Source organism: Klebsiella sp. 1SOBk10mer (assembly GCF_046602535.1).
GTDB classification, from domain to species: domain Bacteria; phylum Pseudomonadota; class Gammaproteobacteria; order Enterobacterales; family Enterobacteriaceae; genus Klebsiella; species Klebsiella quasipneumoniae.
Window position 1 is genome coordinate 124,201 of the sequence record NZ_JBKIUP010000004.1, and the last position, 24,121, is coordinate 148,321.

18 protein-coding genes are annotated in these 24,121 nt (G+C 59.5%); 12 read left to right on the forward strand and 6 right to left on the reverse strand.

All coding sequences use genetic code 11. The features are described 5' to 3' along the window. The gene (locus ACLH1I_RS12980) at positions 1-1,224 is read left to right on the forward strand and encodes an acyl-CoA dehydrogenase family protein (protein ID WP_064178247.1); all 1,224 of its coding nucleotides are present in this window, start codon (positions 1-3) and stop codon (positions 1,222-1,224) included. A gap of 45 nt (positions 1,225-1,269) precedes the next feature. On the opposite strand, the gene ACLH1I_RS12985 is transcribed toward ACLH1I_RS12980, so the two are convergent. The 5 genes from ACLH1I_RS12985 to queF all read right to left on the reverse strand — a co-directional run bounded on the left by ACLH1I_RS12985 (position 1,270) and on the right by queF (position 7,891). Further along, a complete protein-coding gene (locus ACLH1I_RS12985; protein ID WP_032456530.1) occupies positions 1,270-2,211 on the reverse strand; it encodes a sulfonate ABC transporter substrate-binding protein in 942 nt (313 codons plus the stop codon). 131 nt (positions 2,212-2,342) lie between these two features. Then, the gene (locus ACLH1I_RS12990) at positions 2,343-3,710 is read right to left on the reverse strand and encodes an L-serine ammonia-lyase (protein ID WP_017899189.1); all 1,368 of its coding nucleotides are present in this window, start codon (positions 3,708-3,710) and stop codon (positions 2,343-2,345) included. A gap of 66 nt (positions 3,711-3,776) precedes the next feature. Further along, a complete protein-coding gene (locus ACLH1I_RS12995) occupies positions 3,777-5,066 on the reverse strand; it encodes an HAAAP family serine/threonine permease (RefSeq protein WP_004205549.1) in 1,290 nt (429 codons plus the stop codon). Positions 5,067-5,566: 500 nt separating this feature from the next. After that, entirely contained in the window at positions 5,567-6,934 is a 1,368-nt protein-coding gene (ppnN, locus tag ACLH1I_RS13000) for a nucleotide 5'-monophosphate nucleosidase PpnN (protein WP_004205551.1), read from the reverse strand. A 111-nt stretch (positions 6,935-7,045) separates the two neighbouring features. Next, positions 7,046-7,891 carry an NADPH-dependent 7-cyano-7-deazaguanine reductase QueF gene (gene queF / locus ACLH1I_RS13005; protein ID WP_151629051.1) on the reverse strand — a complete coding sequence of 282 codons (846 nt, stop codon included), beginning with the start codon at positions 7,889-7,891 and terminating at the stop codon, positions 7,046-7,048. 68 nt (positions 7,892-7,959) lie between these two features. Between queF and syd the strand changes: the two genes are divergently transcribed. The 8 genes from syd (at position 7,960) to ACLH1I_RS13045 (ending at position 16,446) form a co-directional block, all read left to right on the forward strand. Then, positions 7,960-8,505 carry a SecY-interacting protein gene (gene syd / locus ACLH1I_RS13010; protein WP_004205553.1) on the forward strand — a complete coding sequence of 182 codons (546 nt, stop codon included), beginning with the start codon at positions 7,960-7,962 and terminating at the stop codon, positions 8,503-8,505. 632 nt (positions 8,506-9,137) lie between these two features. Beyond that, positions 9,138-9,467 carry a YqcC family protein gene (locus tag ACLH1I_RS13015; RefSeq protein WP_002915249.1) on the forward strand — a complete coding sequence of 110 codons (330 nt, stop codon included), beginning with the start codon at positions 9,138-9,140 and terminating at the stop codon, positions 9,465-9,467. Further along, positions 9,467-10,261 carry a tRNA pseudouridine(65) synthase TruC gene (truC, locus tag ACLH1I_RS13020; RefSeq protein ID WP_004205557.1) on the forward strand — a complete coding sequence of 265 codons (795 nt, stop codon included), beginning with the start codon at positions 9,467-9,469 and terminating at the stop codon, positions 10,259-10,261. Before ACLH1I_RS13015 ends, truC begins: the two co-directional genes overlap by 1 nt. Before the next feature lie 4 nt (positions 10,262-10,265). Continuing rightward, on the forward strand, positions 10,266-10,709 hold the full coding sequence (locus ACLH1I_RS13025; protein WP_004205560.1) for a flavodoxin: 444 nt from the start codon (positions 10,266-10,268) through the stop codon (positions 10,707-10,709). A gap of 470 nt (positions 10,710-11,179) precedes the next feature. Beyond that, positions 11,180-12,532 carry an MFS transporter gene (locus tag ACLH1I_RS13030; RefSeq protein WP_004205562.1) on the forward strand — a complete coding sequence of 451 codons (1,353 nt, stop codon included), beginning with the start codon at positions 11,180-11,182 and terminating at the stop codon, positions 12,530-12,532. 2 nt (positions 12,533-12,534) lie between these two features. Next, complete coding sequence (locus ACLH1I_RS13035) at positions 12,535-13,875, forward strand: enolase C-terminal domain-like protein (RefSeq protein ID WP_023319020.1); 1,341 nt, start codon at positions 12,535-12,537, stop codon at positions 13,873-13,875. Positions 13,876-13,893: 18 nt separating this feature from the next. Continuing rightward, complete coding sequence (gene gudD / locus ACLH1I_RS13040; RefSeq protein ID WP_004205567.1) at positions 13,894-15,234, forward strand: glucarate dehydratase; 1,341 nt, start codon at positions 13,894-13,896, stop codon at positions 15,232-15,234. A 72-nt stretch (positions 15,235-15,306) separates the two neighbouring features. Continuing rightward, positions 15,307-16,446, forward strand: a complete 1,140-nt coding sequence (locus ACLH1I_RS13045) for a glycerate kinase (RefSeq protein WP_004205570.1) — start codon at positions 15,307-15,309, stop codon at positions 16,444-16,446. 166 nt (positions 16,447-16,612) lie between these two features. Here ACLH1I_RS13045 and barA read toward each other — a convergent pair whose 3' ends face one another. Continuing rightward, on the reverse strand, positions 16,613-19,363 hold the full coding sequence (barA, locus tag ACLH1I_RS13050) for a two-component sensor histidine kinase BarA (protein ID WP_198079861.1): 2,751 nt from the start codon (positions 19,361-19,363) through the stop codon (positions 16,613-16,615). A 112-nt stretch (positions 19,364-19,475) separates the two neighbouring features. Here barA and rlmD point away from each other — a divergent pair, with 112 nt between their 5' ends. The 3 genes from rlmD to mazG all read left to right on the forward strand — a co-directional run bounded on the left by rlmD (position 19,476) and on the right by mazG (position 24,042). Next, on the forward strand, positions 19,476-20,780 hold the full coding sequence (rlmD, locus tag ACLH1I_RS13055) for a 23S rRNA (uracil(1939)-C(5))-methyltransferase RlmD (RefSeq protein ID WP_004205574.1): 1,305 nt from the start codon (positions 19,476-19,478) through the stop codon (positions 20,778-20,780). A 121-nt stretch (positions 20,781-20,901) separates the two neighbouring features. Next, entirely contained in the window at positions 20,902-23,139 is a 2,238-nt protein-coding gene (gene relA, locus ACLH1I_RS13060) for a GTP diphosphokinase (protein ID WP_004205575.1), read from the forward strand. Between the two features lie 111 nt (positions 23,140-23,250). Next, positions 23,251-24,042, forward strand: a complete 792-nt coding sequence (gene mazG / locus ACLH1I_RS13065; RefSeq protein ID WP_004205577.1) for a nucleoside triphosphate pyrophosphohydrolase — start codon at positions 23,251-23,253, stop codon at positions 24,040-24,042. The last annotated feature ends 79 nt before the right edge of the window (positions 24,043-24,121 follow it).

Sequence of the window (24,121 nt, forward strand, 5' to 3'; positions counted from 1 at the left end):
ATGACCTTGCTCTCCACTGGCACCGATTATGACGCGCTGGCGGCCGCCTTCCGCCCGATATTCACCCGCATCGCCCAGGGCGCCGCGGAGCGCGAACAGCAGCGCGTTCTGCCCGAGGAGCCGATCCGCTGGCTGAAAGAAGCGGGCTTCGGCACGCTGCGTATCCCGCGCGAGAAGGGCGGCTGGGGCGCTTCGCTGCCGCAGCTCAGCGCGCTGCTGATTGAGCTGGCGCAAGCGGATTCTAACCTGCCGCAGGCCCTGCGCGCACACTTTGCTTTTGTGGAAGATCAGCTGAATCAGCCGGATTCCGCCGGGCGCGACCGCTGGTTTCGTCGCTTCCTTGACGGCGAGCTGGTGGGCAGCGGCTGGACGGAGATCGGCGCGGTTAAGCTGGGGGAGGTGAACACTCGGGTGACGCCGGCAGAGGGCGGCTGGCGACTCGACGGCGAGAAGTTCTACAGCACCGGCGCGCTGTACGCCGACTGGATCGATGTGTTTGCCCGGCGCAGCGATACCGGTGGCGATGCGATTGCCCTGGTCAGCACCCAACAGCCCGGCGTGGCGCGGGAAGATGACTGGGATGGCTTTGGCCAGCGGCTGACCGGCAGCGGGACCACCCGCTTCACCGACGCCCGGGTGGAAACCGACCACGTCTACGACTTTGCCCAGCGCTTTCGCTATCAGACCGCCTTCTATCAGCATGTGCTGCTGGCGACCCTCGCGGGCATCGGCCTGGCGGTTGAGCGGGATGCCGCGCAGGGCGTCAAGCACCGGTCCCGGATGTACAGCCACGGCAACGCCGCCGTACCGCGCGATGATGCCCAGGTTCTGCAGGTCGTTGGGCAGATTAGCAGCTGGGCATGGGCGACCCGGGCCGCGGTACTGCAGGCCGCGGAATCGCTGCAGCAGGCCTATGTGGCGCACGTCAGCGACGACGAAGCGCTGATCGCCCGGCGCAACCAGCTGGCGGAAGTGGAAGCGGCGCAGGCGCAGGTGATCGCCAGCGACTGGATCCCGCGGGCGGCGACGGAGCTGTTCAATGCCCTCGGGGCGTCGGATACGCGTACCCGTCTGGCGCTGGACCGTCACTGGCGCAATGCGCGGACGGTCGCCTCGCATAATCCGGTGATTTACAAGGCGCGCAATATCGGAAACTGGCTGGTGAACGGTGAGGCGCCGACCTTCATCTGGCAGATTGGCAATGGTGAGAAAACGGCGGGATAAGTCCGTTGGCGACGGGGGGCGCAATGCCTCCCGCCGCCGGGAAAACTAAGGTTTATCCAGCGACCAGGTGGCGCTGCGTACGTCGACTTTCACCGGCAGCAGGCCGATGCGCGTAAAGGTATCCGCCAGCGCCTGCTGTTCGTTATACACCGCCGGCGTCATGCGTTCAGCGCCGTAGGGCAGGCGGGCCAGGGTCTTCAGCCAGATGGCTTTATCCAGCCCGGTTGAGGTCGACAGGAGGCCGGCGGCCTCGTCCTGATGGCTGTTCGCCCACACACTGAGTTTACCCAGCTCATCCACCACCTGTTTTGCCGTCTCCGGGTAGGTATCCGCAAACTTACGGCTGGCGAGATAGAAGGTGTAGTGCGGCACCAGCCCCTCGGCGTTGCGTATTTGTCGGGCTTTCGCGTTGGTTTCCACTTCCGCGAGGAACGGATCCCAGATCACCCACGCATCAATCGCCCCGCGCTGGAAAGCGGCGCGGGCGTCCGCCGGCGGCAGATAGACCGGGGTGATGTCTTTATAGCTGAGGCCCGCTTTTTCCAGCGCGGCGACCAGCAGGTAGTTGACGTCGGACCCCTTGTTCAGCCCCACGCGCTTGCCCTTCAGATCGGCTACGCTGCGGATCGTCGACTGCTCAGGGACCACAATCGCTTCCGTTTTTGGGTTAGCGGGGGAGTGGGCAAGGTAGACCAGATCGGCTTGCGCCGCCTGGGCAAAGGCCGGCGGCGCATCGCCGGTGGCGGCCAGATCGATACTGCCGACGTTGAGCCCCTCCAGCATTTGCGGACCGGCGGGGAATTCGACCCAGCGGACGGCAATGCCCTGTTTTTTCAGGCTCTCATCCAGGGTGCCGCGATATTTCAGCAGCGCGAAGATGTTCGCCTTTTGATAGCCGATGTTGACGGTCTCCGGCGCTTTGGCCAGCGCGGAGGCGGAAAGGGCGGCGAGGACCAGCAGCCAGGCGGGGCGGAATCGGTTGGACATTGTCTGTTCTCCTTAGCGTTTTGCGTAAGGTAACAAACAGCGCTTATAACCATTAAATAACTAAATTTTAATTGATATAACAAAAGGTGGGTGAGAGGGCCCGCCGCGGCGACGCGTGGCGGGCCAGCAGGTTAATCGCAGGCGACAATCTTCATCGCCAGACCACCGCGGGAGGTTTCCCGGTACTTGGCGTTCATGTCTTTGCCGGTTTCGTACATGGTCTCAATGACTTTATCGAGGCAGACGCGCGGCTCGCTGGTCCGGCGCAGCGCCATTCGCGCGGCGTTGACCGCTTTCACGGCGGCGATAGCGTTGCGTTCGATGCAAGGCACCTGCACCTGGCCGGCGACCGGGTCGCAGGTCAGACCGAGGTTATGCTCCATGGCGATCTCTGCCGCGATGCACACCTGGCCCGGGCTGCCGCCCAGCAGTTCCGCCAGACCGGCCGCCGCCATTGAGCAGGCGACGCCCACTTCACCCTGGCAACCCACTTCGGCGCCGGAGATCGAGGCGTTCATCTTATACAGCGAACCAATCGCGCTGGCCACCAGCATATAGCGGGCCAGGGAGTTGCTGTTCACCTTGCGGATAAACTTGTCGTAATAGGCCAGCACTGCCGGCACGATACCGCAGGCGCCGTTGGTCGGCGCGGTTACCACCCGGCCGCCGGCGGCGTTCTCTTCGTTCACCGCGAGGGCGAACATATTGATCCAGTCGACCACCGCCATCGGGTCGCTGTTGGTGGTGTCCTGGCTCACCAGCATGCGGCGCAGCGCGGCGGCCCGGCGCGGAACGCGCAGTTTGCCCGGCAGGACGCCTTCGGTGGTAATGCCGCGCTCAATCCCGGCGCTCATCACTTCCCACACCGCGGCGAAGTGTTGCTCCAGTGCCTCTTTACTGTGTAGCGCCAGTTCGTTCTGCATCATCAGGCCGGAGAGCGACAGCCCGGTTTCGCGGCAGTGACGCTGCAGGTCGGCGGCGTTTTTATAGGGGTAAGGGACGGCCACCGGCGCGTCAGTGGTCTGGCCGAAGTGCGCTTCATCGACGATAAAGCCGCCGCCGATGGAGTAGTACGTCTGGCTGTAGAGCACCTGGTCGCCGGCCAGGGCGGTGATGCGCATGCCGTTCTCATGCAGCGACAGGTTGTCGGCATGGAAATTCATGCACTGATCGACCGGGAAGTCCACTTCGTGCTGGCCGTTGGCCAGCATCAGGCGACCGTGGGTGTTAACGTCCTGAATAAATCCCGGAATGGCGTCAATGTCGACGGTGTCCGGCAGGTTGCCGGCGAGCCCCATGATAATCGCGATATCGGTATGGTGGCCTTTACCGGTCAGGGAGAGGGAGCCGTAGACGTCGACGACGACTTTGCTCACCTCGGCCAGCAGGCCGCGCGCGATCAGGTCGTCAGTAAATTGTTTGCCCGCTTTCATCGGTCCAACGGTATGGGAGCTGGAAGGGCCAATGCCGATTTTAAAGATATCGAATACGCTGATCATATGTATTCCCGTGCTGTCGGAAAGCGCGCCGCCGTTCAGCGGCGCGGGGGGGAGGTGTTGACTGAATTAGCTGAACAGCGAGTAGAAGATCGCGGAGATGGCAATCAGACCCATAATCACCACGAAGACGTTGCTAACGTGGCCGCTGTATTTACGCATCGCCGGCACTTTCTGAATCGCGTACATCGGCATCAGGAACAGGATCATCGCGATAATCGGGCCGCCCAGGGTCTCGATCATGCCGAGGATGCTCGGGTTCAGCGTCGCTACAATCCAGGTGGTAACCAGCATGAACAGCGCGGTCAGCTTGTTCAGTTTGTTGATTTCGATCGATTTGCCTTTACCGCGCAGGGACTTAATCACCATGCCGTTAAAGCCTTCGCGGGCGCCAAGGTAGTGGCCGAGGAAGGATTTGGTGATGGCGATCATCGCGATGATCGGCGCCATCCAGGCAATGATTGGCGCGTTAAAGTGGTTCGCCAGGTAAGACAGAATCGAGATGTTCTGCTCTTTCGCCGCCGCCAGGTCTGCCGGAGAGAGGCTCAGGACGCAGCTGAAGACGAAGAACATCACGGTCAGCACCATCATGATGTGGGCGCGAGCCAGGATGCTGGAGCATTTTTTCTCGGCGCCTTCGCCGTACTCTTCACGCTTGGCAACCGCGAAGGAGGAGATGATCGGCGAGTGGTTGAAAGAGAAGACCATTACCGGGATCGCCAGCCACAGGGTCATCAGCAGGCCGTTGCCGGTGACGGAGGCGCCGCTCAGGGAGAGGGTCTCCAGCGCCGCGCCGTTCCACTGCGGGATCAGGTACAGCGCCAACACCATCAGGGCGATAACGAACGGGAACACCAGCACGCTCATCGCTTTTACAATCATCTGCTCACCGAAACGCACGATAGTCATCATGCCGACGATCAGGATCAGCGACAGAATAGCGCGCGGCGGCGGCGTCATGTGCAGCTGGTGCGCCATGAAGCTTTCGACGGTATTGGTGATCGCCACGCTGTAGACCAACAGGATTGGATAGATAGCGAAGAAGTAGAGCAGGGTAATCAGCTTACCTGCGCCTACGCCGAAGTGTTCTTCAACCACTTCAGTAATGTCTTCGCCCGGGTTTTTGCCGGAGAGCACGAAGCGGGTCATACCGCGGTGGGCGAAGAAGGTCATCGGGAAGGCCAGAATCGCCATGATAATCAGGGGGATCATGCCGCCGACGCCGGCGTTGATCGGCAGGAACAAGACGCCCGCGCCGATCGCTGTACCGTACAGGCCCAGCATCCACATGGTGTCGGTTTTACGCCATCCGCTGCGGGTTTCGCCCGAAACGATGGTGCTGGTTTGAGTGGTTTCCATCTGTATCTCCTGGAGGAATCAACAAAATCTAATGAACAAATACAATTGCGTAACACGAAATTCGTTTAATTACGGTTTTTTTAGAAATTTTCTCCGTAATAATTGGGCCGGAAAGATACATTTATATGGTTTATGCATCAGTGATCGCGATCTCAAATGCAATAATCCACTTTCAATGTGCGTATTTTTAGTCCAACAGCCTGTTTCTGGTGATCAGCCAGCGATTTGTGGCGCGCAGGCTACCATTTGCAGCATATGAGATAAAAGCGGGGCGGCGTAATAACGAGGGATTTACTGTAAAAAAGAGAAGTGGTCGACGTTTTTGCGCTTAAAACCATTTTTTGCAGTGATAATTGTCGCAGTTTTTACTAACGCAAACGATTGGCTATGTAAAAACAATTCAGGTGTTTGATTAGTCACAGAAAGGTTTTTGGCGCGTTTTGGAAGTCAGAGAAAGCGTGCCCGCCGGGGCAACAGGCGCTGCCCCGGCGGGACGGAAATCAGGCGATGATTTCGTAGCAGGGAATATAGGCGGTACCGCCAGGAAGCTTCATGCGGTGCTGGGCGACGAAGCCCTGCAGCAGATCGTCCATGCGGCGCATCATCTCCGGGTCGCCGTGCAGCTTGTATGGACCGTACTGCTCGATGGCCTGGATGCCCACCTCTTTGACGTTACCTGCGACAATGCCGGAGAAGGCGCGGCGCAGGTCGGCGGCCAGCACTTCCACCGGCTGGTCCGGGGAGAGTTTGAGGTTGGCCATGTTTTCATGGGTCGGATCAAACGGCATCTGCAGGTCCGGCGAGATACGAATCGACCAGTTGAAGCTGTAGGCGTCGTCGGTCTCGCGACGGCTCTCTTTCACCAGCGGCATCGCTTTTTTCATCTGCCGCGCCACTTCCGCCGGGTCGTCGATGATGATCCGGTAGTGGCGACGGGCGGATTCGCCCAGGGTATGGGTGATAAATTCGTCCAGCACGCGGAAGTAGTCAGCGCTCTCTTTCGGTCCGGTGAGGATCAGCGGCAGCACCTGCGCTTTGTTATCCGGATGCATCAGAATACCCAGCAGGTAGAGCAGTTCTTCGGCGGTGCCGACGCCGCCCGGGAAGATGATGATCCCGTGGGCGATGCGCACGAAGGCCTCCAGACGCTTTTCGATGTCCGGCATGATGATCAGTTCATTGACCAGCGGGTTTGGCGGTTCTGCGGCGATAATGGACGGTTCGGTCATGCCGATAAAGCGGCTGTCTTTGTAGCGCTGCTGCGCGTGGCCGACGGCGGCGCCTTTCATCGGCGCTTCCATCGCGCCAGGCCCGCAGCCGGTGCAGATATTCAGTTCCCGCAGTCCCAGCTGCGTACCGACGCGGCGGGCGTAGAGATATTCGTTTTCGTTGATCGAGTGGCCGCCCCAGCAGACGATCATGTTCGGCGCTTCGCCGACGTGTAGCGCGCGGGCGTTGCGCAGGATCGAGAACACCAGGTTGGTGATATGGACCGAACTTTCGAGATCGAGGTTCGGGAAGCGAACGGTATTGTGGATCTGGCCGTACACGAAGAGGATGTCGCGCAGTACGGCGAACAGGTTGGCCTGCAGGGAACGAATAATGCGCCCGTCAACGAAGGCGTCTTCCGGCGGGTTGATCAGTTCCAGCTTCACGCCGCGTTCGCGACGTAGCACGTTAATATCGAAATTTTCAAAACGGGACAGGAGCTCCTTGCTGTTATCGGTCAGGCTCCCCGAGTTGAGCACAGCAAGCGAGCAGTTGCGAAACAGTTGATACAGGTCGCTGCTGGCGGTGCGCTTAAGCATATCCACTTCCAGCTGCGACAGCATATCCATTGAACCAAGCGGGCTAACATGTGTAATCAAGTGAACTCCTTACAGGACGCTTATGGTCTTCCTGTGATTACAATAGCCCTGCGAGCGGCGTTTTCACAACCTTGCGCGCGCCTAAACGCACGCAAATTGTGAAAATGTTTATTATTGTCGGGCGAGGCGGCCGGTGGCAGGGGAAAAGTCGCCGTTGCTGCGCCAGGGGTTGATATCCAGACCACCGCGTCGAGTATAGCGGGCGTAAACGGAAAGCGATTCCGGCTGGCAGAAACGGAGAATATCGTTAAAGATGCGCTCGACGCACTGCTCATGGAATTCGTTATGGTGGCGAAAAGAAACCAGATAGCGCAGGAGCTGCTCGCGGTCGATTTTCGCCCCACGATACTGGATCTGCACCGAGCCCCAGTCCGGCTGGTGGGTGATCAGGCAGTTGGACTTCAGCAGATGGCTGACCAGCGTCTCTTCCACGATTTTGCCGCTGGCGGCGCCCTGCAGGTAGTCGGCGCTGAACTGATAGTTATCGATCTCGATATCCTGATCGTCGATGCAGGCGCCGTGCAGGTGGGCAATCGGCTGGCCTTCCAGTTCATCCAGACGGTACAGCGACACCTTGACCTCGCCCTGCGCGCAGGCGCTCAGATCGCGGGTCAGCGTCTCTTCAACCTCCTGCCAGCTGGCGAAACGCGTCTGGTTGAAGCTGTTGAGATAGAGCTTAAAGCTTTTTGATTCCACCAGATTGACGGTGGTGTCGGGCAGTTCGACGTTGCCGACGGCCACCTGCGGCAGGCCTTTGCCGTTCAGCCAGGAGAGTTCGTAGAGCGTCCAGATATCGGCGCCGTGAAACGGCAGGTTGTCGGCATGCAGGCCAAGCGGGTCGCGGTTAAGGCTGCGCGGAACGCCCTGCAGCAGCGAGGCGTCATAGGTATCGCGGTAATCGGTTGATTTACCGAGCGTCAGGCCGGCCAGCGCCTGATGATTATCGTAAGAAGACATGTTTCACCATAGTAAAGCGGGTACACTATTACCCCAGTGTATCCTGTCTAACGTGAAGAGAGAAACCGGTGGACCATCAGACCGCAGAAGCGCTGCATGCTTTTACCCAACGTTATTGCGCCGCCTGGCAGCAGCAGCGCCACAGCCTGCCGCGCAGTGAAGAGCTTTACGGCGTTCCGTCGCCTTGCGTCGTCGACACCCAGGACGAGGCCGTTTTCTGGCAGCCGCAGCCGTTTTCGCTGGCGCAAAATATCAGTGCGGTTGAACGCGCCCTGGATATTGTGGTACAACAGCCGCTTCATTCTTATTATACCACTCAGTTTGCCGGCGATATGACCGGCCGGTTCGCCGGCGAAACGCTAACGCTGCTGCAGACCTGGAGTGAAGAGGATTTCCAGCGGGTGCAGGAAAACCTCATCGGGCACCTGGTGGTGCAGAAGCGGCTGAAGCTGGCGCCGACGCTGTTCATCGCTACCCTCGAGAGTGAACTGGATGTCATTTCCGTCTGTAATCTCAGCGGTGAAGTCGTCAAAGAGACCCTCGGCACCGCCAAACGCCTCACCCTTTCCCCCTCGCTTGCGGGTTTCCTCAACCAGCTTGAGCCGGTGCTGTAATCCAGTCTGCCTGGTCATTTGTGAGAGATCTCTTACAAAACCTGTAAGAGATCATCATCATTTAAGGCAAATTTAATCCAATCTTTTTTTGTTAAGTTATTGGTATTAAATTAGATCTTAATTTTTTCGTCCTTTTGAGTGGGGACTAATCTTAAGAGATTGTCTCAAGAAGGGTTGTAAGAAGAGGCAGAATCAGTGATCCTATGTCTGTCGACAGGAAGTCGCGAAATGAAGCGAACATCAGGATGATGGCGCTTCTGCAGGACCCGCCAGGATGGCGTTGCAAGGACAGGCTTCAGGATGAAGCAAGGATAACGCAGGATCGCGTAATGGACACCTCCAGGATGGAGAATGAGAGCCGCTCAGGATGAACGGTGGATCAGGAAGATCGGGACAAACTTAAGGATAAGTCATTTCACATCGGGGTGGTGTGAAAGCAGGATGCACGAGTTTATGGATGAACATGGTCAGGAGACCTCAGGAAAAGTTTTCAAGGACGAGCAGGGAGCACCAATGTAGCGGGAATGCTGCAAAACGAACCGGGAGCACTGTTTATACAGTGCTCCCTTTTTTTATTTCTCCTGCGGATTTGCTATCCTGCGCCCGGTTTTTAACTCATCGAGGTTTCCCCCATGACTCTTCACGATAGCGTGCGCGATCGCCTGCGCGCCATTGAAGCCCTGCTGCGCGAAACAGAACACTGGCAGGAGACGGCGCCGGACAGCAGCGCCTTCGCCAGCGATAAGCCGTTTTGCCTGGATACCCTGGAGCCGCTGGAGTGGCTGCAGTGGGTCCTGATCCCGCGTATGCATCAGCTGCTGGAGAGCGGCCAGCCGCTGCCGCAAAATTTCGCCGTTGCGCCGTATTACGAAATGGCGCTGGATCAAGCCCACCCGGTTCGCGAATCCATGCTGGCGGAGCTGCTGCTGCTGGACGCGCTGTTTGCCGGTGAGCAGGCCTGATGCTGGAGATAATCTACCAGGACGACTGGCTGGTGGCGGTCAACAAACCGTCGGGCTGGCTGGTGCACCGCAGCTGGCTCGATCGCGATGAGAAAGTGGTGGTGATGCAGACCGTGCGCGACCAGATCGGTCAGCACGTTTTTACCGCCCATCGCCTCGACCGGCCCACCTCCGGCGTCCTGCTCATGGGGCTGTCAAGCGAGGCGGGTCGGCTGCTGGCGCAGCAGTTCGAGCAGCATCAGATCCAGAAGCGCTACCATGCGATCGTCCGCGGCTGGCTGATGGAAGAGGCGCTGCTCGATTATCCGCTGGTGGAAGAGCTGGATAAAATCGCCGATAAGTTCGCCCGCGAAGATAAAGGCCCGCAGCCGGCGGTGACCCATTATCGTGGTCTGGCGACGGTAGAGATGCCGGTCGCTACCGGGCGTTATCCCACCACGCGCTACGGGCTGGTGGAACTGGAGCCGAAAACCGGCCGCAAGCACCAGCTGCGCCGCCATCTGGCCCACCTGCGTCATCCGATCCTCGGCGACAGCAAGCACGGCGATCTGCGGCAAAACCGCAGCGCCGCGGAGCATTTCGGCTGCCACCGCCTGATGCTGCACGCCAGCGAACTGTCGTTAACTCATCCCTTTACCGGTGAGCCGCTGACCCTGCGCGCCGGTTTTGACGACGTCTGGATGCGTGCGCTGTCGCAGTTTGGCTGGCGCGGGCTTCTCCCGCTAAATGAAAGGGTTGAGTTTGCCGACGACTGCGGTCAGGATGAAGAGAATAAGGACAATCCTGGGAGATAATAGCATGGCGGAAGTCGGAATTTTTGTCGGCACCATGTACGGCAACTCGCTGCTGGTTGCGGAAGAAGCAGAAGCGATCCTCAGCGGACTGGGACACAAGGCTACCGTGTATGAGGATCCGCAGGTCAACGACTGGGAATCCTATACGGGGAAGTATGTGCTGGTGGTCACCTCCACCACCGGGCAGGGCGATCTGCCGGACAGCATCGTCCCGCTGTATGAGGGCATCAAAGATATGTATCAACCTCACCTGCGTTACGGCATTATCGCGCTGGGCGACAGCACCTACGCCAACTTTTGCGGCGGCGGCCTGAAGTTCGATCAGCTACTGCAGGAGCAGGGCGCGAAGCGCATCGGCGAGATGCTGAAGATTGACGCCAGCGAAGATCCGGAGCCGGAGAGCGTCTCTAATCCATGGGTTGAGCAGTGGGCTACCCTGCTAGAATAAAAGCGCTGCCCTCTCCCTACGCAGAGGGCGCCCTTTCAAGCTGTCGCGGCCAGATACGCGGACAGCAAAAGTGTAGCCCTTTTCGGGCCGCACGCCTTCAGGCAAATGCACAATATCCTTAGCAATATCATGGGTTAAGCTAGCCAGTTTCACCGCGTCAAGAGAGGTATTTCACACTCCGGCTCTTTTTGCTGCCCTTTTGACCACCCGCGGCGCTGGTTTTTCATTTCCGTGAACTTCCCCCCATTCTTTCAGGCATACGCCATAAACCACCTGCAATAGCGGCGTAAAAGCTGTGTAGATGCACGGTGAGCCGCGGTGTGCCTCTTCATATACTGCTCCAGCCAGTGACAAATGCAGTGCCAGATATAACGACAACTATCAAAACACGACCACGTCATTCTGATTACCCTACAGGTTGTGCTGTTCAGAATGAACGTAGCTAAACGCTATGATTCAGGAGTACAACAATGAGTTCATTAAGTCAGGCGGCGACGGCGGCTGAAAAGCGCACCAATGCCCGCTACTGGATAGTGGTGATGCTGTTTATCGTCACCTCTTTTAACTATGGCGACCGGGCGACGCTGTCGATCGCCGGTTCGGAAATGGCCAAAGATATCGGCCTGGATCCGGTGGGGATGGGGTATGTCTTCTCCGCGTTCTCATGGGCTTATGTCATCGGCCAGATCCCGGGCGGCTGGCTGCTCGACCGCTTCGGTTCGAAGCGCGTCTATTTCTGGTCGATCTTCATCTGGTCGATGTTTACCCTGCTGCAGGGCTTCGTCGACATCTTCAGCGGCTTTGGCATTATCGTCGCGCTGTTTACCCTGCGTTTCCTCGTTGGCCTGGCCGAATCGCCGTCGTTCCCGGGTAACAGCCGTATCGTGGCCGCCTGGTTCCCGGCGCAGGAGCGCGGCACGGCGGTGGCGATCTTCAACTCCGCTCAGTACTTTGCCACCGTTATCTTCGCGCCGATCATGGGCTGGCTGACGCATGAGGTGGGCTGGTCGCACGTCTTCTTCTTTATGGGCGGCCTGGGGATTGTGATTAGCTTTGTCTGGCTGAAAGTGATCCACGATCCGAACAACCATCCGGGAGTAAACAAGAAGGAACTGGAATATATCGCCGAAGGCGGCGCCCTGATCAACATGGATCAAAAGAGCAGCGCGCAGAAGGTGCCGTTCAGCGTCAAAATGGGCCAAATCAAGCAGCTGATCGGATCGCGGATGATGATCGGCATCTATATCGGTCAGTACTGCATTAACGCCCTGACCTATTTCTTTATTACCTGGTTCCCGGTTTACCTGGTGCAGGCGCGCGGCATGTCGATCCTCAAAGCGGGGTTTGTCGCCTCCGTTCCGGCGGTGTGCGGGTTCGTCGGCGGGGTGCTGGGCGGGGTGATCTCTGACTGGTTAATGCGTCGCACCGGCTCGCTGAACATTGCCCGCAAAACGCCGATAGTACTGGGGATGCTGCTCTCCATGACCATGCTGATGTGTAACTATGTCAACGTGGAGTGGATGGTGATTGGCTTTATGGCGATGGCCTTCTTCGGCAAAGGGATCGGCGCGCTTGGCTGGGCGGTGATGGCGGATACCGCGCCGAAAGAGATTAGCGGTCTTTCCGGCGGCCTGTTCAACATGTTCGGCAATATCTCCGGTATCGTCACCCCGATCGCTATCGGCTATATCGTCGGCACCACCGGCTCGTTCAACGGGGCGCTGGTTTACGTCGGCATCCATGCCCTGGTGGCAGTGCTGAGCTACCTGGTGCTGGTGGGCGACATCAAACGTATTGAACTGAAACCTGTAGCGGGACGTTAATCATGACTACCCAATCCAGCCCGATTATTACAGAGATGAAGGTCATTCCGGTGGCCGGACACGACAGCATGCTGCTGAACATCGGTGGGGCGCATAACGCCTGGTTTACCCGCAATATCGTGGTGTTGACCGATAACGCCGGCAACACCGGCGTGGGCGAAGCCCCTGGCGGTGAGGTTATCTACCAGACGCTGCTGGCGGCGATCCCGCAGGTGGTAGGTCAGGAGGTCGCCAGGCTGAATCGCGTGGTGCAGCAGGTACACAAAGGCAATCAGGCGGCGGATTTCGACACCTTTGGCAAAGGGGCGTGGACCTTTGAACTGAAAGTCAACGCGGTAGCGGCGCTGGAGGCCGCGCTGCTCGATCTGCTCGGCAAAGTGCTCAATGTGCCGGTCTGCGAGCTGCTGGGGCCGGGCAAGCAGCGTGATGCCGTCACCGTGCTGGGCTACCTGTTCTATATCGGCGATCGGCAGAAAACCGACCTTGGTTATCTGGACCATACGCCGGGCGATCACGAATGGTATCGCCTGCGCCACCAGCAGGCGTTGAGCAGCGAAGCGGTGGTGCGCCTGGCGGAAGCCGCTCAGGATCGCTACGGTTTCAAAGACTTTAAGCTGAAGGGCGGCGTGCTGCCCGGCGAGCAGGAAATTGACACCGCCCGGGCGCTGAAAAAGCGCTTTCCGGACGCGCGCATCACCGTCGATCCTAACGGCGCCTGGCTGCTGGATGAGGCGATCGCCCTGTGCAAAGGGCTGCAGGATGTTCTGACCTACGCCGAAGATCCGTGCGGCGCCGAGCAGGGTTTTTCCGGCCGGGAGGTGATGGCCGAGTTCCGCCGCGCCACTGGGCTACCGGTCGCCACCAATATGATCGCCACTAACTGGCGCGAGATGGGTCATGCGGTGATGCTCAACGCCGTCGATATTCCGCTGGCGGACCCGCACTTCTGGACGCTCTCCGGCGCGGTACGAGTGGCGCAGCTGTGCGACGAATGGGGGCTGACCTGGGGCTGCCATTCCAACAACCATTTTGATATTTCCCTGGCGATGTTTACCCACGTCGGCGCCGCGGCGCCGGGTCAGCCCACCGCCATCGACACCCACTGGATCTGGCAGGAAGGCGAGGCGCGCCTGACCAAAAATCCGTTGCAGATTATTAACGGCAAGATTGCCGTGCCAGACGCGCCGGGACTCGGCGTGGAACTTGACTGGGAGCAGGTGCGCAAAGCCCATGAGGCCTATAAAGCGCTGCCGGGCGGCGCACGCAACGACGCGGGCCCGATGCAGTACCTGATCCCCGGCTGGACATTCGACCGCAAACGTCCCGTTTTCGGCCGCCACTAATTACAAAAGGATGATGCTATGACGACTTTCTCTTCCACGCCCGTTGTCACCACCATGCAGGTGATCCCGGTTGCCGGCCATGACAGTATGCTGATGAATCTGAGCGGGGCCCACGCTCCGTACTTCACCCGCAATATCGTGATTATCAAAGATAACGCCGGCCATACAGGCGTCGGTGAAATTCCGGGGGGCGAAAAAATTCGCCAGACTCTGGAGGATGCCATTCCGCTGGTGGTGGGCAAAACGCTGGGCGAGTATAAAAACGTGCTCGGTGCGGTGCGCAATCAGTTCGCCGACCGTGACGCCGGCGGCCGCGGCCTGCAGACCTTTGACCTGCGCACCACCATTCACGTGGTGACCGGAATCGAAGCGGCGCTGCTGGACCTGCTGGGTCAGCACCTTGGGGTCAACGTCGCCTCGCTGCTCGGCGATGGACAACAGCGCAGCGAAGTTGAAATGCTGGGCTACCTGTTCTTTATCGGTAACCGCCACGCCACGCCGCTGGCCTATCAGAGCCAGCCGGATGAACAATGCGAGTGGTATCGCCTGCGCCATGAAGAGGCGATGACGCCGGATGCGGTGGTCCGCCTCGCGGAAGCGGCGTATGAAAAATATGGCTTCAACGACTTTAAGCTGAAGGGCGGCGTGCTGGCCGGTTTTGAAGAGGCCGAAGCGATCAGCGCCCTGGCGAAGCGCTTCCCGAATGCCCGCGTGACCCTCGATCCGAACGGCGCCTGGCTGCTTGAAGAAGCGATTCAGATTGGCAAGCAGCTGAAGGGAGTACTGGCCTATGCGGAGGATCCGTGCGGCGCTGAGCAGGGCTTCTCCGGCCGCGAAGTGATGGCGGAGTTCCGTCGCGCGACGGGCCTGCCGACCGCCACCAATATGATCGCTACCGACTGGCGGCAGATGGGCCATACGCTCTCCCTGCAGTCGGTGGATATCCCGCTGGCGGACCCGCACTTCTGGACCATGCAGGGATCGGTTCGCGTGGCGCAGATGTGCCATGAGTTTGGCCTGACATGGGGTTCGCACTCTAATAACCACTTCGACGTGTCGCTGGCGATGTTCACCCACGTTGCGGCTGCGGCGCCGGGCAAGATCACCGCTATCGATACCCACTGGATCTGGCAGGAGGGCAATCAGCGTCTGACCAAACAACCATTTGAAATTAAAGGCGGAATGGTGCAGGTGCCGAGCACGCCGGGTCTGGGGGTTGAGCTGGATATGGACCGCGTAATGCAGGCAAATGAGCTATATAAGAAACATGGCCTTGGCGCCCGCGACGATGCGATGGCGATGCAGTACCTGATCCCGGGCTGGACCTTTGACAACAAGCGTCCATGCATGGTGCGCTAAAAGGCCGCCGGCCTCTGCGGGGGCCGGCATTGCGCGATAGCCACAAGGGTTAGCTCAGAGTAAGGACTGCAGATGAAAATAGTGATCGCACCGGATTCCTGGAAGGAGAGCCTGAGCGCGCTGGAAGTAGCCAGTGCGATAGAGCAAGGCTTTCGCGAGATTTATCCTGACGCGGAATATGTCAGGCTGCCGGTTGCCGACGGCGGGGAAGGGACGGTGGAAGCCATGGTGGCGGCGACCGGCGGGCATCAGGTTCCGCTGACGGTGACCGGGCCGCTGGGGGAGCCGGTAGAGGCATTTTATGGGCTGTCCGGCGATCGCCAGTGCGCCTTTATCGAAATGGCGGCGGCCAGCGGGCTGGAAAGCGTTCCCCCGGCGCAGCGTAACCCGCTGCTGACCACCTCCTGGGGCACCGGGGAGCTCATCCGCCATGCGCTGGACGCTGGTGTGCGGCAGATCATTATTGGCATTGGCGGCAGCGCGACCAATGACGGCGGCGCCGGCATGGCGCAGGCGCTGGGGGCGAAACTGCTGACCGCCGACGGTCAGCAGATCGCGCCAGGGGGCGGTGCGCTGGAGACGCTGGCGCGCATCGATCTTAGCGAGCTGGATCCACGGCTGGCAGATTGTCGGATTGAAGTGGCCTGCGACGTTACCAACCCGTTGACCGGCCCGCAGGGCGCCAGCGCGGTATTCGGCCCGCAAAAAGGGGCGACGGCGCAAATGATTGACCGGCTTGACGGCGGCCTGCGGCACTATGCCCGGATCATCGCCCGTGATTTAGATTGCGACGTGCTGAGCCTGGAAGGCGGCGGCGCGGCGGGCGGGATGGGCGCGGCGCTGTATGCGTTTTGCGGCGCTCAGCTGCGCCCGGGCATTGAGATTGTCACCGATGCGCTGCAGCTGGCGGAGCGGGTGGCGGATGCTGATTTAGTGATCACCGGCGAAGGGCGTATCGACAGTCAGACTATCCACGGTAAGGTGCCGGTGGGGGTGGCCCGGGTGGCGAAGCGATTTAACGTACCGGTGATCGGGATTGCCGGCAGCCTGACCGCCGATGTCGGCGTCGTGCATCAGCACGGGCTGGATGCGGTATTCAGCGTGTTGTACACCATCTGCACTCTGGATGAAGCGCTGGCCAATGCCGCCGCCAATCTGCGGATGACGGCGCGAAACGTCGCCGCGGTTTTGCAGATGGGCGGTAAGCTGTAATTGAGGGATCCCGGCTGGCGCAGTGGTATTTGTAGCCCGGATAAGGTGCGTAGCACCGCGATCCGGGAACCATCCCCGGTGGCGCTTACGCTTACCGGGGCTACCAACCGAATACCGGACCGTAGGGCGTAGCCCGGATGAGGCGCATAGCGCCGCTATCCGGGGTTTACACCCCCATCCGGCACGCTTCGCGCGCCACATTGTCCATCTCATCTAACAGCTCAAGCAGCTCCGGCTCCAGATCCTCGGCGGCGGTGCCTGCGCGCAGCTGGCTCTCCAGGGTGTGGCACAGCTTTTTCAGCCGCGGCACGCCGCTGTAGCTGCAGCTGCCATGCAGTTTGTGGATCAGATCCACCAGCCCTTCCGGCTGCTCGCCAACCAGTTGCTCTTCCACTTTGTTACGTACCTCCGGCATAAAAGCGATCAGCATCTGCAGCATCTCCCTCGCCAGATCTGGCTTCATCGCCGCCTGGCGCAGCGCCAGCTGCCAGTCGAGCGTCTGGTTATGGTCGATTACCGGCTCTGTGGGCGGTATCGCCGCCGGGGCGATGCTGTGTACTCCGGGCTGATAGCGCAGCAGCAGGGCGTGCAGTTTCTCTTCTTCGATCGGCTTCGCCAGATAGTCGTTCATGCCGGCGCTCAGGAGCTTCTCGCGCTGGCCCTCCAGGGCGTGTGCGGTGACGGCGATAACCGGCGTTAGCTGGTGATGCGGCAGATGATGGATAAGCTCACAAGCGCGGATGCCGTCCATATCCGGCATCTGAATATCCATCAGGATCAGATTCATCTGCAGTTGCTTGGCCTTGTCCACCGCCTGCTGGCCGCTGTCGCAGAGGATCACCTGCTGCACAAGGTCATCCAGCAGGGCGCCAATGAGCTTCAGGTTTGCCGGGTTGTCGTCGACGGCCATCACGGTCATCGGCAGCTTATGGCTGTCGGCCTGCGTCAACGGCGCGGAGGCTGTCGCATGATTGGTGGCCACCAGCGCTGGCAGTAAACGGGTGGTGGTGAGCGGTTTCAACAGGCAGGCGGCGACGCCATCGCGTTTCAGGGCTTCGGCGCTAACCTGGGCATGACACGGCAGAGCCAGCAGTACGTTGTCTGACATCGCGCAGGCTTTGGCTAATTTTTCCCGGTGTGGTGACAAATCGCGCATTGAGACCGGGATACCGACCAGCAGAATGTCGTACTGGGCTTCCGCCAGCGAGGAGAAGGTGGGGCTGTAGATCACCTCCAGCGGCGTGGCGGCCAGCATCTCCAGCGTGCACTGCGCCGCCGTCGCGTTGGCTTCCACATAGGCCAGACGCTTGCCCGCCAGCCCGTCGGTATTCAGCATATCCGGGATGGCGTTCGGGTTGAGATCGAGGTTGATATGGAACCAGAAGGTGGAGCCGCGGTTCGGCTGACTGTGAAACGAGATATCGCCGCCCATCTCCTTGACCAGACGCTGGGTGATCACCAGCCCGAGCCCGGTGCCGCCGTGGCGGCGTGAAATACTGGCATCGGCCTGACGGAAGGCCTGGAACAGCCGGGACTGATCGCGCTCGGGGATGCCAATGCCGGTATCGTGGATCTGAATTTCGATCTGCACCCGCGAATTACTGATGGCCCGCTGCTCCACCAGCACGTCGATATTACCGTGCTCGGTAAATTTGATGGCGTTGCCCACGAGGTTGGTCACAATCTGCTGCAGACGCAGCGGGTCGCCGATGACGTTATCCGGCACGTTGTTCTTAATGTTCAGCGTCAGCTCCAGCCCCTTATCATGCGCGGAATGCGCCAGCAGGGTGACCACCTCATCAAGCGAGGTGCGCAGCAGGAACGGAATACTCTCCAGGATGAGTTTCCCCGCCTCCAGCTTGGAAAAGTCGAGCACGTCGTTGATGATCGCCAGCAGATTATTGGCCGAGCGTTCGATGGTGGTCAGGTGGTCGCGCTGCGTGGCGTTGAGATCGGTTTTCAGCGTCAGGCGGGTAAAGCCGATCACCCCATTGAGCGGGGTGCGCAGTTCGTGGGACATATTGGCCAGGAATTCAGACTTAATGCGCGCCGCCTCCTGGGCGCGCTTTTTCGCCAGGTCCAGTTCGACGTTCTGAATCTCCATCTGCTCAAGGGTTTCCCGCAGATCGGAGGTGGCCTGGTCGACGTTGTGCTGCATCTCCTCATGGTACGCCGCCAGCGACATGGCCATCGAGTTGATGCCGTTTTTCAGCATATCCAGCTCGCCGAGCATAAAGCCCTCGACCCGACTGTCCAGCTGCCCACGGCGGATGCGGTCGACGGTATTGACCATATTGCGGATAGGGCCGGTGACGTCGCGCATCAGGCGCCAGCCGAAGATCAGCGCAATGCCGATGCAGAACAGCATCATCACGCTGGAGATGAAAATCTCTTTGTACTGCTGCAGGCGGACCGATTTCAGATCCAGCTCCAGCGCGACGTAGCCCAGCATATTGCCCGGCATTTTGGCATCGGATTCGGGGGATTCATCCGGCGAATAACTTTCCGAGACGATCGGCGTGCGCAGGATCATCATGTCGCCGTCGCGGATGACGCTGAGACGACGGGGAAACGCCTCGCCTTTTGGGATCTGCAGGTCGCTGGGGTTGAGCTGGTAATTGGAGGTGACAAACAGGCGGTTATGCGAATCGTACACCGAGATGGCCCGCACGATCTCCGAGTGGCGACGATGCAGAACGCTGATCAACTGGCCGATGGATTCGCGGTTTTGCAGATTCATGCCATATTCGCTGGAGACCGCCAGCGGCTCAATAATGCTGGTGCCGGCGTCCTCCAGCTGACGTTGCAGGTCGTTATAACGGTGAGCGACAAAGAAAACACTGAGCAACAGCCCTATCAGGACGGTTGGCGCCAGAATCAGAATCATCATGCGAGCACGCAGGCTGTAGTTGGTCATGCGGTTCCATTATGGGAGAATATAGACATCATCGTTCGGTGCGCGTCGGTGCGCTTCGCGGCGCTGCCGCTCTGAACGAGCTCGTTTTATTTGATTGAGACAACTCTCTACGATGGCGCAATTCTACTCTGCAAAACGGCGTGTGACGACGCGCCAGATCATAACCGTTACAGTCAACGACCTCGATCCCTTTGGCCAGGGCGTGGCCCGCCACCAGGGGAAAGCGCTGTTCGTCGGCGGCGTGCTGCCGCAGGAGCAGGCTGAGGTGGTGCTGGTGGAAGACAAAAAGCAGTACGCCCGCGCCCAGGTGAAACGCCGTCTGACCGACAGCCCGCAGCGCCAGGCGCCGCGCTGCCCCCATTTTGGCGTTTGCGGCGGCTGCCAACAGCAGCATGCCAGCATCACGCTTCAGCAGCAAAGTAAACGCGCCGCGCTGGCGCGCCTGATGAAGCGCGAGGTGGATGAGATCATCGCCGGCGAGCCGTGGGGGTATCGCCGTCGCGCGCGCTTAAGCTTGAATTATCAGCCAAAGACCCAACAATTGCAGATGGGTTTTCGTCAGGCCAGCGACAAAGCGATCGTCGATGTGGTGCAGTGCCCTGTTTTGGTGCCCCAACTTGAGGCGCTGCTGCCCGCCGTGCGCGAGTGCTTAAGCGCGCTGAGCGCATTACGCTGCCTTGGCCACGTCGAGCTGGTGCTGGCGGACAACGGCCCACTAATGGTGCTGCGCCATACCGCTGCGCTGCCGGCCGCTGACAGGGAAAAACTGGAACGTTTTTCGCAAACTCACGGTCTTTCCCTGTACCTCGCGCCGCAAAGCGAGATACTGGAACATATTCACGGCGAAGCGCCATGGTATACCTCAGACGGACTACGCTTAGTGTTCAGTCCGCGGGATTTTATCCAGGTCAACGACGGCGTGAATCAGCAGATGGTGCGTACCGCGCTGGCGTGGCTGGATCTGCAGCCCGAAGACCGGGTGCTGGATCTGTTCTGCGGGATGGGCAATTTTACCCTGCCGCTGGCGACTCGCGCCGCCCACGTGGTCGGGGTGGAAGGGGTGCCGGCGCTGGTGGAGAAGGGGCGGGAAAATGCCGCCCTCAATGGTTTATCCAATGTCACCTTCTTCCATGAAAATCTGGAAGAGGATGTCACCCGCCAGGCCTGGGCGAAGCACGGCTTTGATAAAGTGCTGCTGGACCCGGCCCGCGCCGGCGCGCCGGGCGTGATGCCGCATATTATAAAACTGGCGCCGCGGCGGGTGGTGTATGTTTCCTGCAACCCGGCGACGCTGGCGCGAGACAGCGAAACCCTGTTGCAGGCTGGATATCAGATTCAACGCCTGGCGATGCTGGATATGTTCCCGCATACCGGTCATCTGGAATCAATGGTGTTGTTTGAGCGCAGGCTTACATAAGGTCATTCACAACGTCGCAGAAGAGCCGCCCCGGCCATCAATGCTGACGCGACCTGCAGGATGACATGTAGAAAGTTGAGGCTTGCCGACTTCGGCAGGCCGGTCCCTTAAGGAGAGGACAATGGTTGCGGTAAGAAGTGCACATCTTAATAAAGCTGGTGAATTTGACCCGAAGAAATGGATCGCGAGTCTGGGGATTTCCAGCCAGCAGTCGTGTGAGCGCTTAGCCGAAACCTGGGATTATTGTCGCGAAAAAACGCAAGGACACCCGCTGGCGGACCTGCTGCTGTGGCGGGGCGTCGAAATGGTGGAGATCCTCTCCACCCTAAGTATGGATATCGATACCCTGCGCGCGGCGCTGCTGTTCCCGCTGGCCGACAGCGAAGTCGTCAGCGAAGCGGTTATGCAGGAGAGCGTGGGTAAATCGGTCGTGACCCTGATTCACGGGGTACGGGACATGGCCGCCATCCGTCAGCTGAAAGCTACTCATACCGACTCAGTATCTTCCGAGCAGGTGGATAACATTCGCCGCATGCTGCTGGCGATGGTGGACGATTTCCGCTGCGTGGTGATCAAGCTTGCCGAACGTATCGCGCATCTGCGCGAGGTCAAGGACGCGCCGGAAGATGAGCGCGTGCTGGCGGCGAAAGAGTGCACCAATATCTATGCTCCCCTGGCGAACCGCTTAGGTATCGGCCAGCTGAAGTGGGAGCTGGAAGATTACTGCTTCCGCTACCTGCACCCGGCAGAGTACAAGCGTATTGCCAAACTGCTCCACGAACGCCGTATCGACCGTGAGCATTATATCGACGAGTTCGTCGGCCACCTGCGGGCAGAAATGAAAGCCGAAGGGGTCAAGGCCGAGGTCTATGGTCGGCCGAAGCATATCTACAGCATCTGGCGCAAAATGCAGAAAAAACACCTCGCCTTTGACGAGCTGTTTGACGTTCGCGCGGTGCGCATCGTGGCCGAGCGGTTGCAGGATTGTTATGCCGCGCTGGGGATCGTTCATACTCACTACCGTCATCTGCCGGATGAGTTCGATGATTACGTGGCCAACCCGAAACCCAACGGCTACCAGTCTATCCACACCGTGGTGCTGGGGCCGAGCGGCAAGACGGTGGAGATTCAAATCCGCACCCGGCAGATGCATGAAGACGCCGAGCTGGGCGTGGCCGCGCACTGGAAGTACAAAGAGGGCGCGGGAGCGGGTACCAGCGGTGGTCGCGGCTATGAGGACCGTATCGCCTGGCTGCGCAAGCTGATTGCCTGGCAGGAAGAGATGGCCGACTCCGGCGAAATGCTCGACGAAGTGCGCAGCCAGGTCTTTGACGACCGGGTGTATGTCTTTACGCCGAAAGGCGACGTGGTGGACCTGCCGGCGGGGTCGACGCCGCTCGATTTTGCCTACCATATCCACAGCGACGTCGGTCATCGCTGCATCGGCGCTAAAATTGGCGGCCGCATCGTGCCGTTTACCTATCAGCTGCAGATGGGCGATCAGATCGAAATTATTACCCAGAAGCAGCCGAACCCGAGCCGCGACTGGCTCAACCCTAACCTCGGCTACGTTACCACCAGCCGCGGACGCTCCAAAATTCACGCCTGGTTCCGTAAGCAGGATCGCGACAAAAACATTCTTGCCGGCCGGCAGATCCTTGACGACGAGCTGGAGCATCTGGGCATCAGCCTGAAGGATGCGGAAAAGCACCTGCTGCCGCGCTACAATTTCAACGAGCTCGATGAACTGCTGGCGGCCATCGGCGGCGGCGATATCCGTCTCAACCAGATGGTCAACTTCCTGCAGGCGCAGTTCAATAAACCGAGCGCCGCCGAGCAGGATGCGGCAGCGCTGAAGCAGCTGCAGCAGAAAACCTATGCTCCGCAGAACCGCACCAAGGATAATGGCCGGGTGGTGGTGGAAGGGGTTGGCAATCTGATGCACCATATTGCCCGCTGCTGCCAGCCGATCCCGGGCGATGAGATCGTCGGCTTTATCACTCAAGGGCGCGGGATTTCCGTGCATCGCGCCGACTGCGATCAGCTCGCTGAACTGCAGTCGCATGCCCCGGAGCGCATTGTCGATGCGGTATGGGGCGAAAGCTACTCGGCGGGATATTCGCTGGTGGTCAGGGTGGAGGCGAACGATCGCAGCGGGTTATTGCGCGATATCACCACCATCCTCGCCAATGAGAAGGTGAACGTGCTGGGCGTTGCCAGCCGCAGCGATACCCGTCAGCAGCTGGCCACCATCGATATGACCATCGAGATTTACAACCTGCAGGTGCTGGGCCGGGTGCTCGGTAAGCTGAACCAGGTGCCCGATGTGATCGACGCGCGTCGTCTGCACGGCGGTTAATTCGTCTCCAGGCCGGATAAGGCGAAGCCGCCATCCGGCAATTTCGCAACGTCGGATAAGGTCGAAAGGCCTTATCCGGCCGACTTTTTTTTGAATTTCCAGGATTGTCACATGACTCAGATTGACCGCTTGCTCGGCATTATGCGCCGCCTGCGCGACCCGGAAAACGGCTGCCCGTGGGATAAAGAGCAGACCTTTGCCACCATCGCCCCCTATACCCTCGAAGAAACCTATGAAGTGCTGGACGCTATTTCGCGAGAGGATTTTGACGACCTGCGCGGTGAGCTGGGCGATCTGCTGTTCCAGGTGGTGTTCTATGCGCAGATGGCGCAGGAAGAGGGACGTTTTAACTTTGACGATATCTGCGCCGCCATCAGCGACAAGCTGGAGCGCCGCCATCCCCATATTTTCGCTGATGCCACCGCGGGAAACAGCAGCGAAGTCCTGGCACGCTGGGAGCAGATCAAAAGCGCGGAGCGGGCGGAAAAAGCCCAGCACTCGGCGCTGGACGACATTCCGCATAGCCTGCCGGCGCTGATGCGCGCGCATAAAATCCAGCGTCGCTGCTCGGCGGTCGGTTTTGACTGGACCTCGCTGGGCCCGGTGCTCGACAAAGTGCATGAAGAAATTGATGAAGTGATGCATGAAGCGCAGCAGGCGGTGGTGGATGAAGCGAAACTGGAAGAGGAAGTGGGCGATCTGCTGTTCGCCACGGTGAATTTATCCCGCCATTTAGGGGTCAAAGCCGAGGTGGCGCTGCAAAAAGCGAACCGCAAATTCGAGCGGCGCTTTCGCGAAGTCGAGCGCATTGTCGCCGCCCGCGGCCTGGAAATGACCGGCGTCGACCTCGATACCATGGAAGAAGTATGGCAACAGGTAAAACGCCAGGAAACTGATCTCTAACGAGTTTTCGTGATCAAGCGCGATTTGTGTGATTTTATAAATAACAAGCGCTTGATTTACGTCAAAAACATTTCGCCAA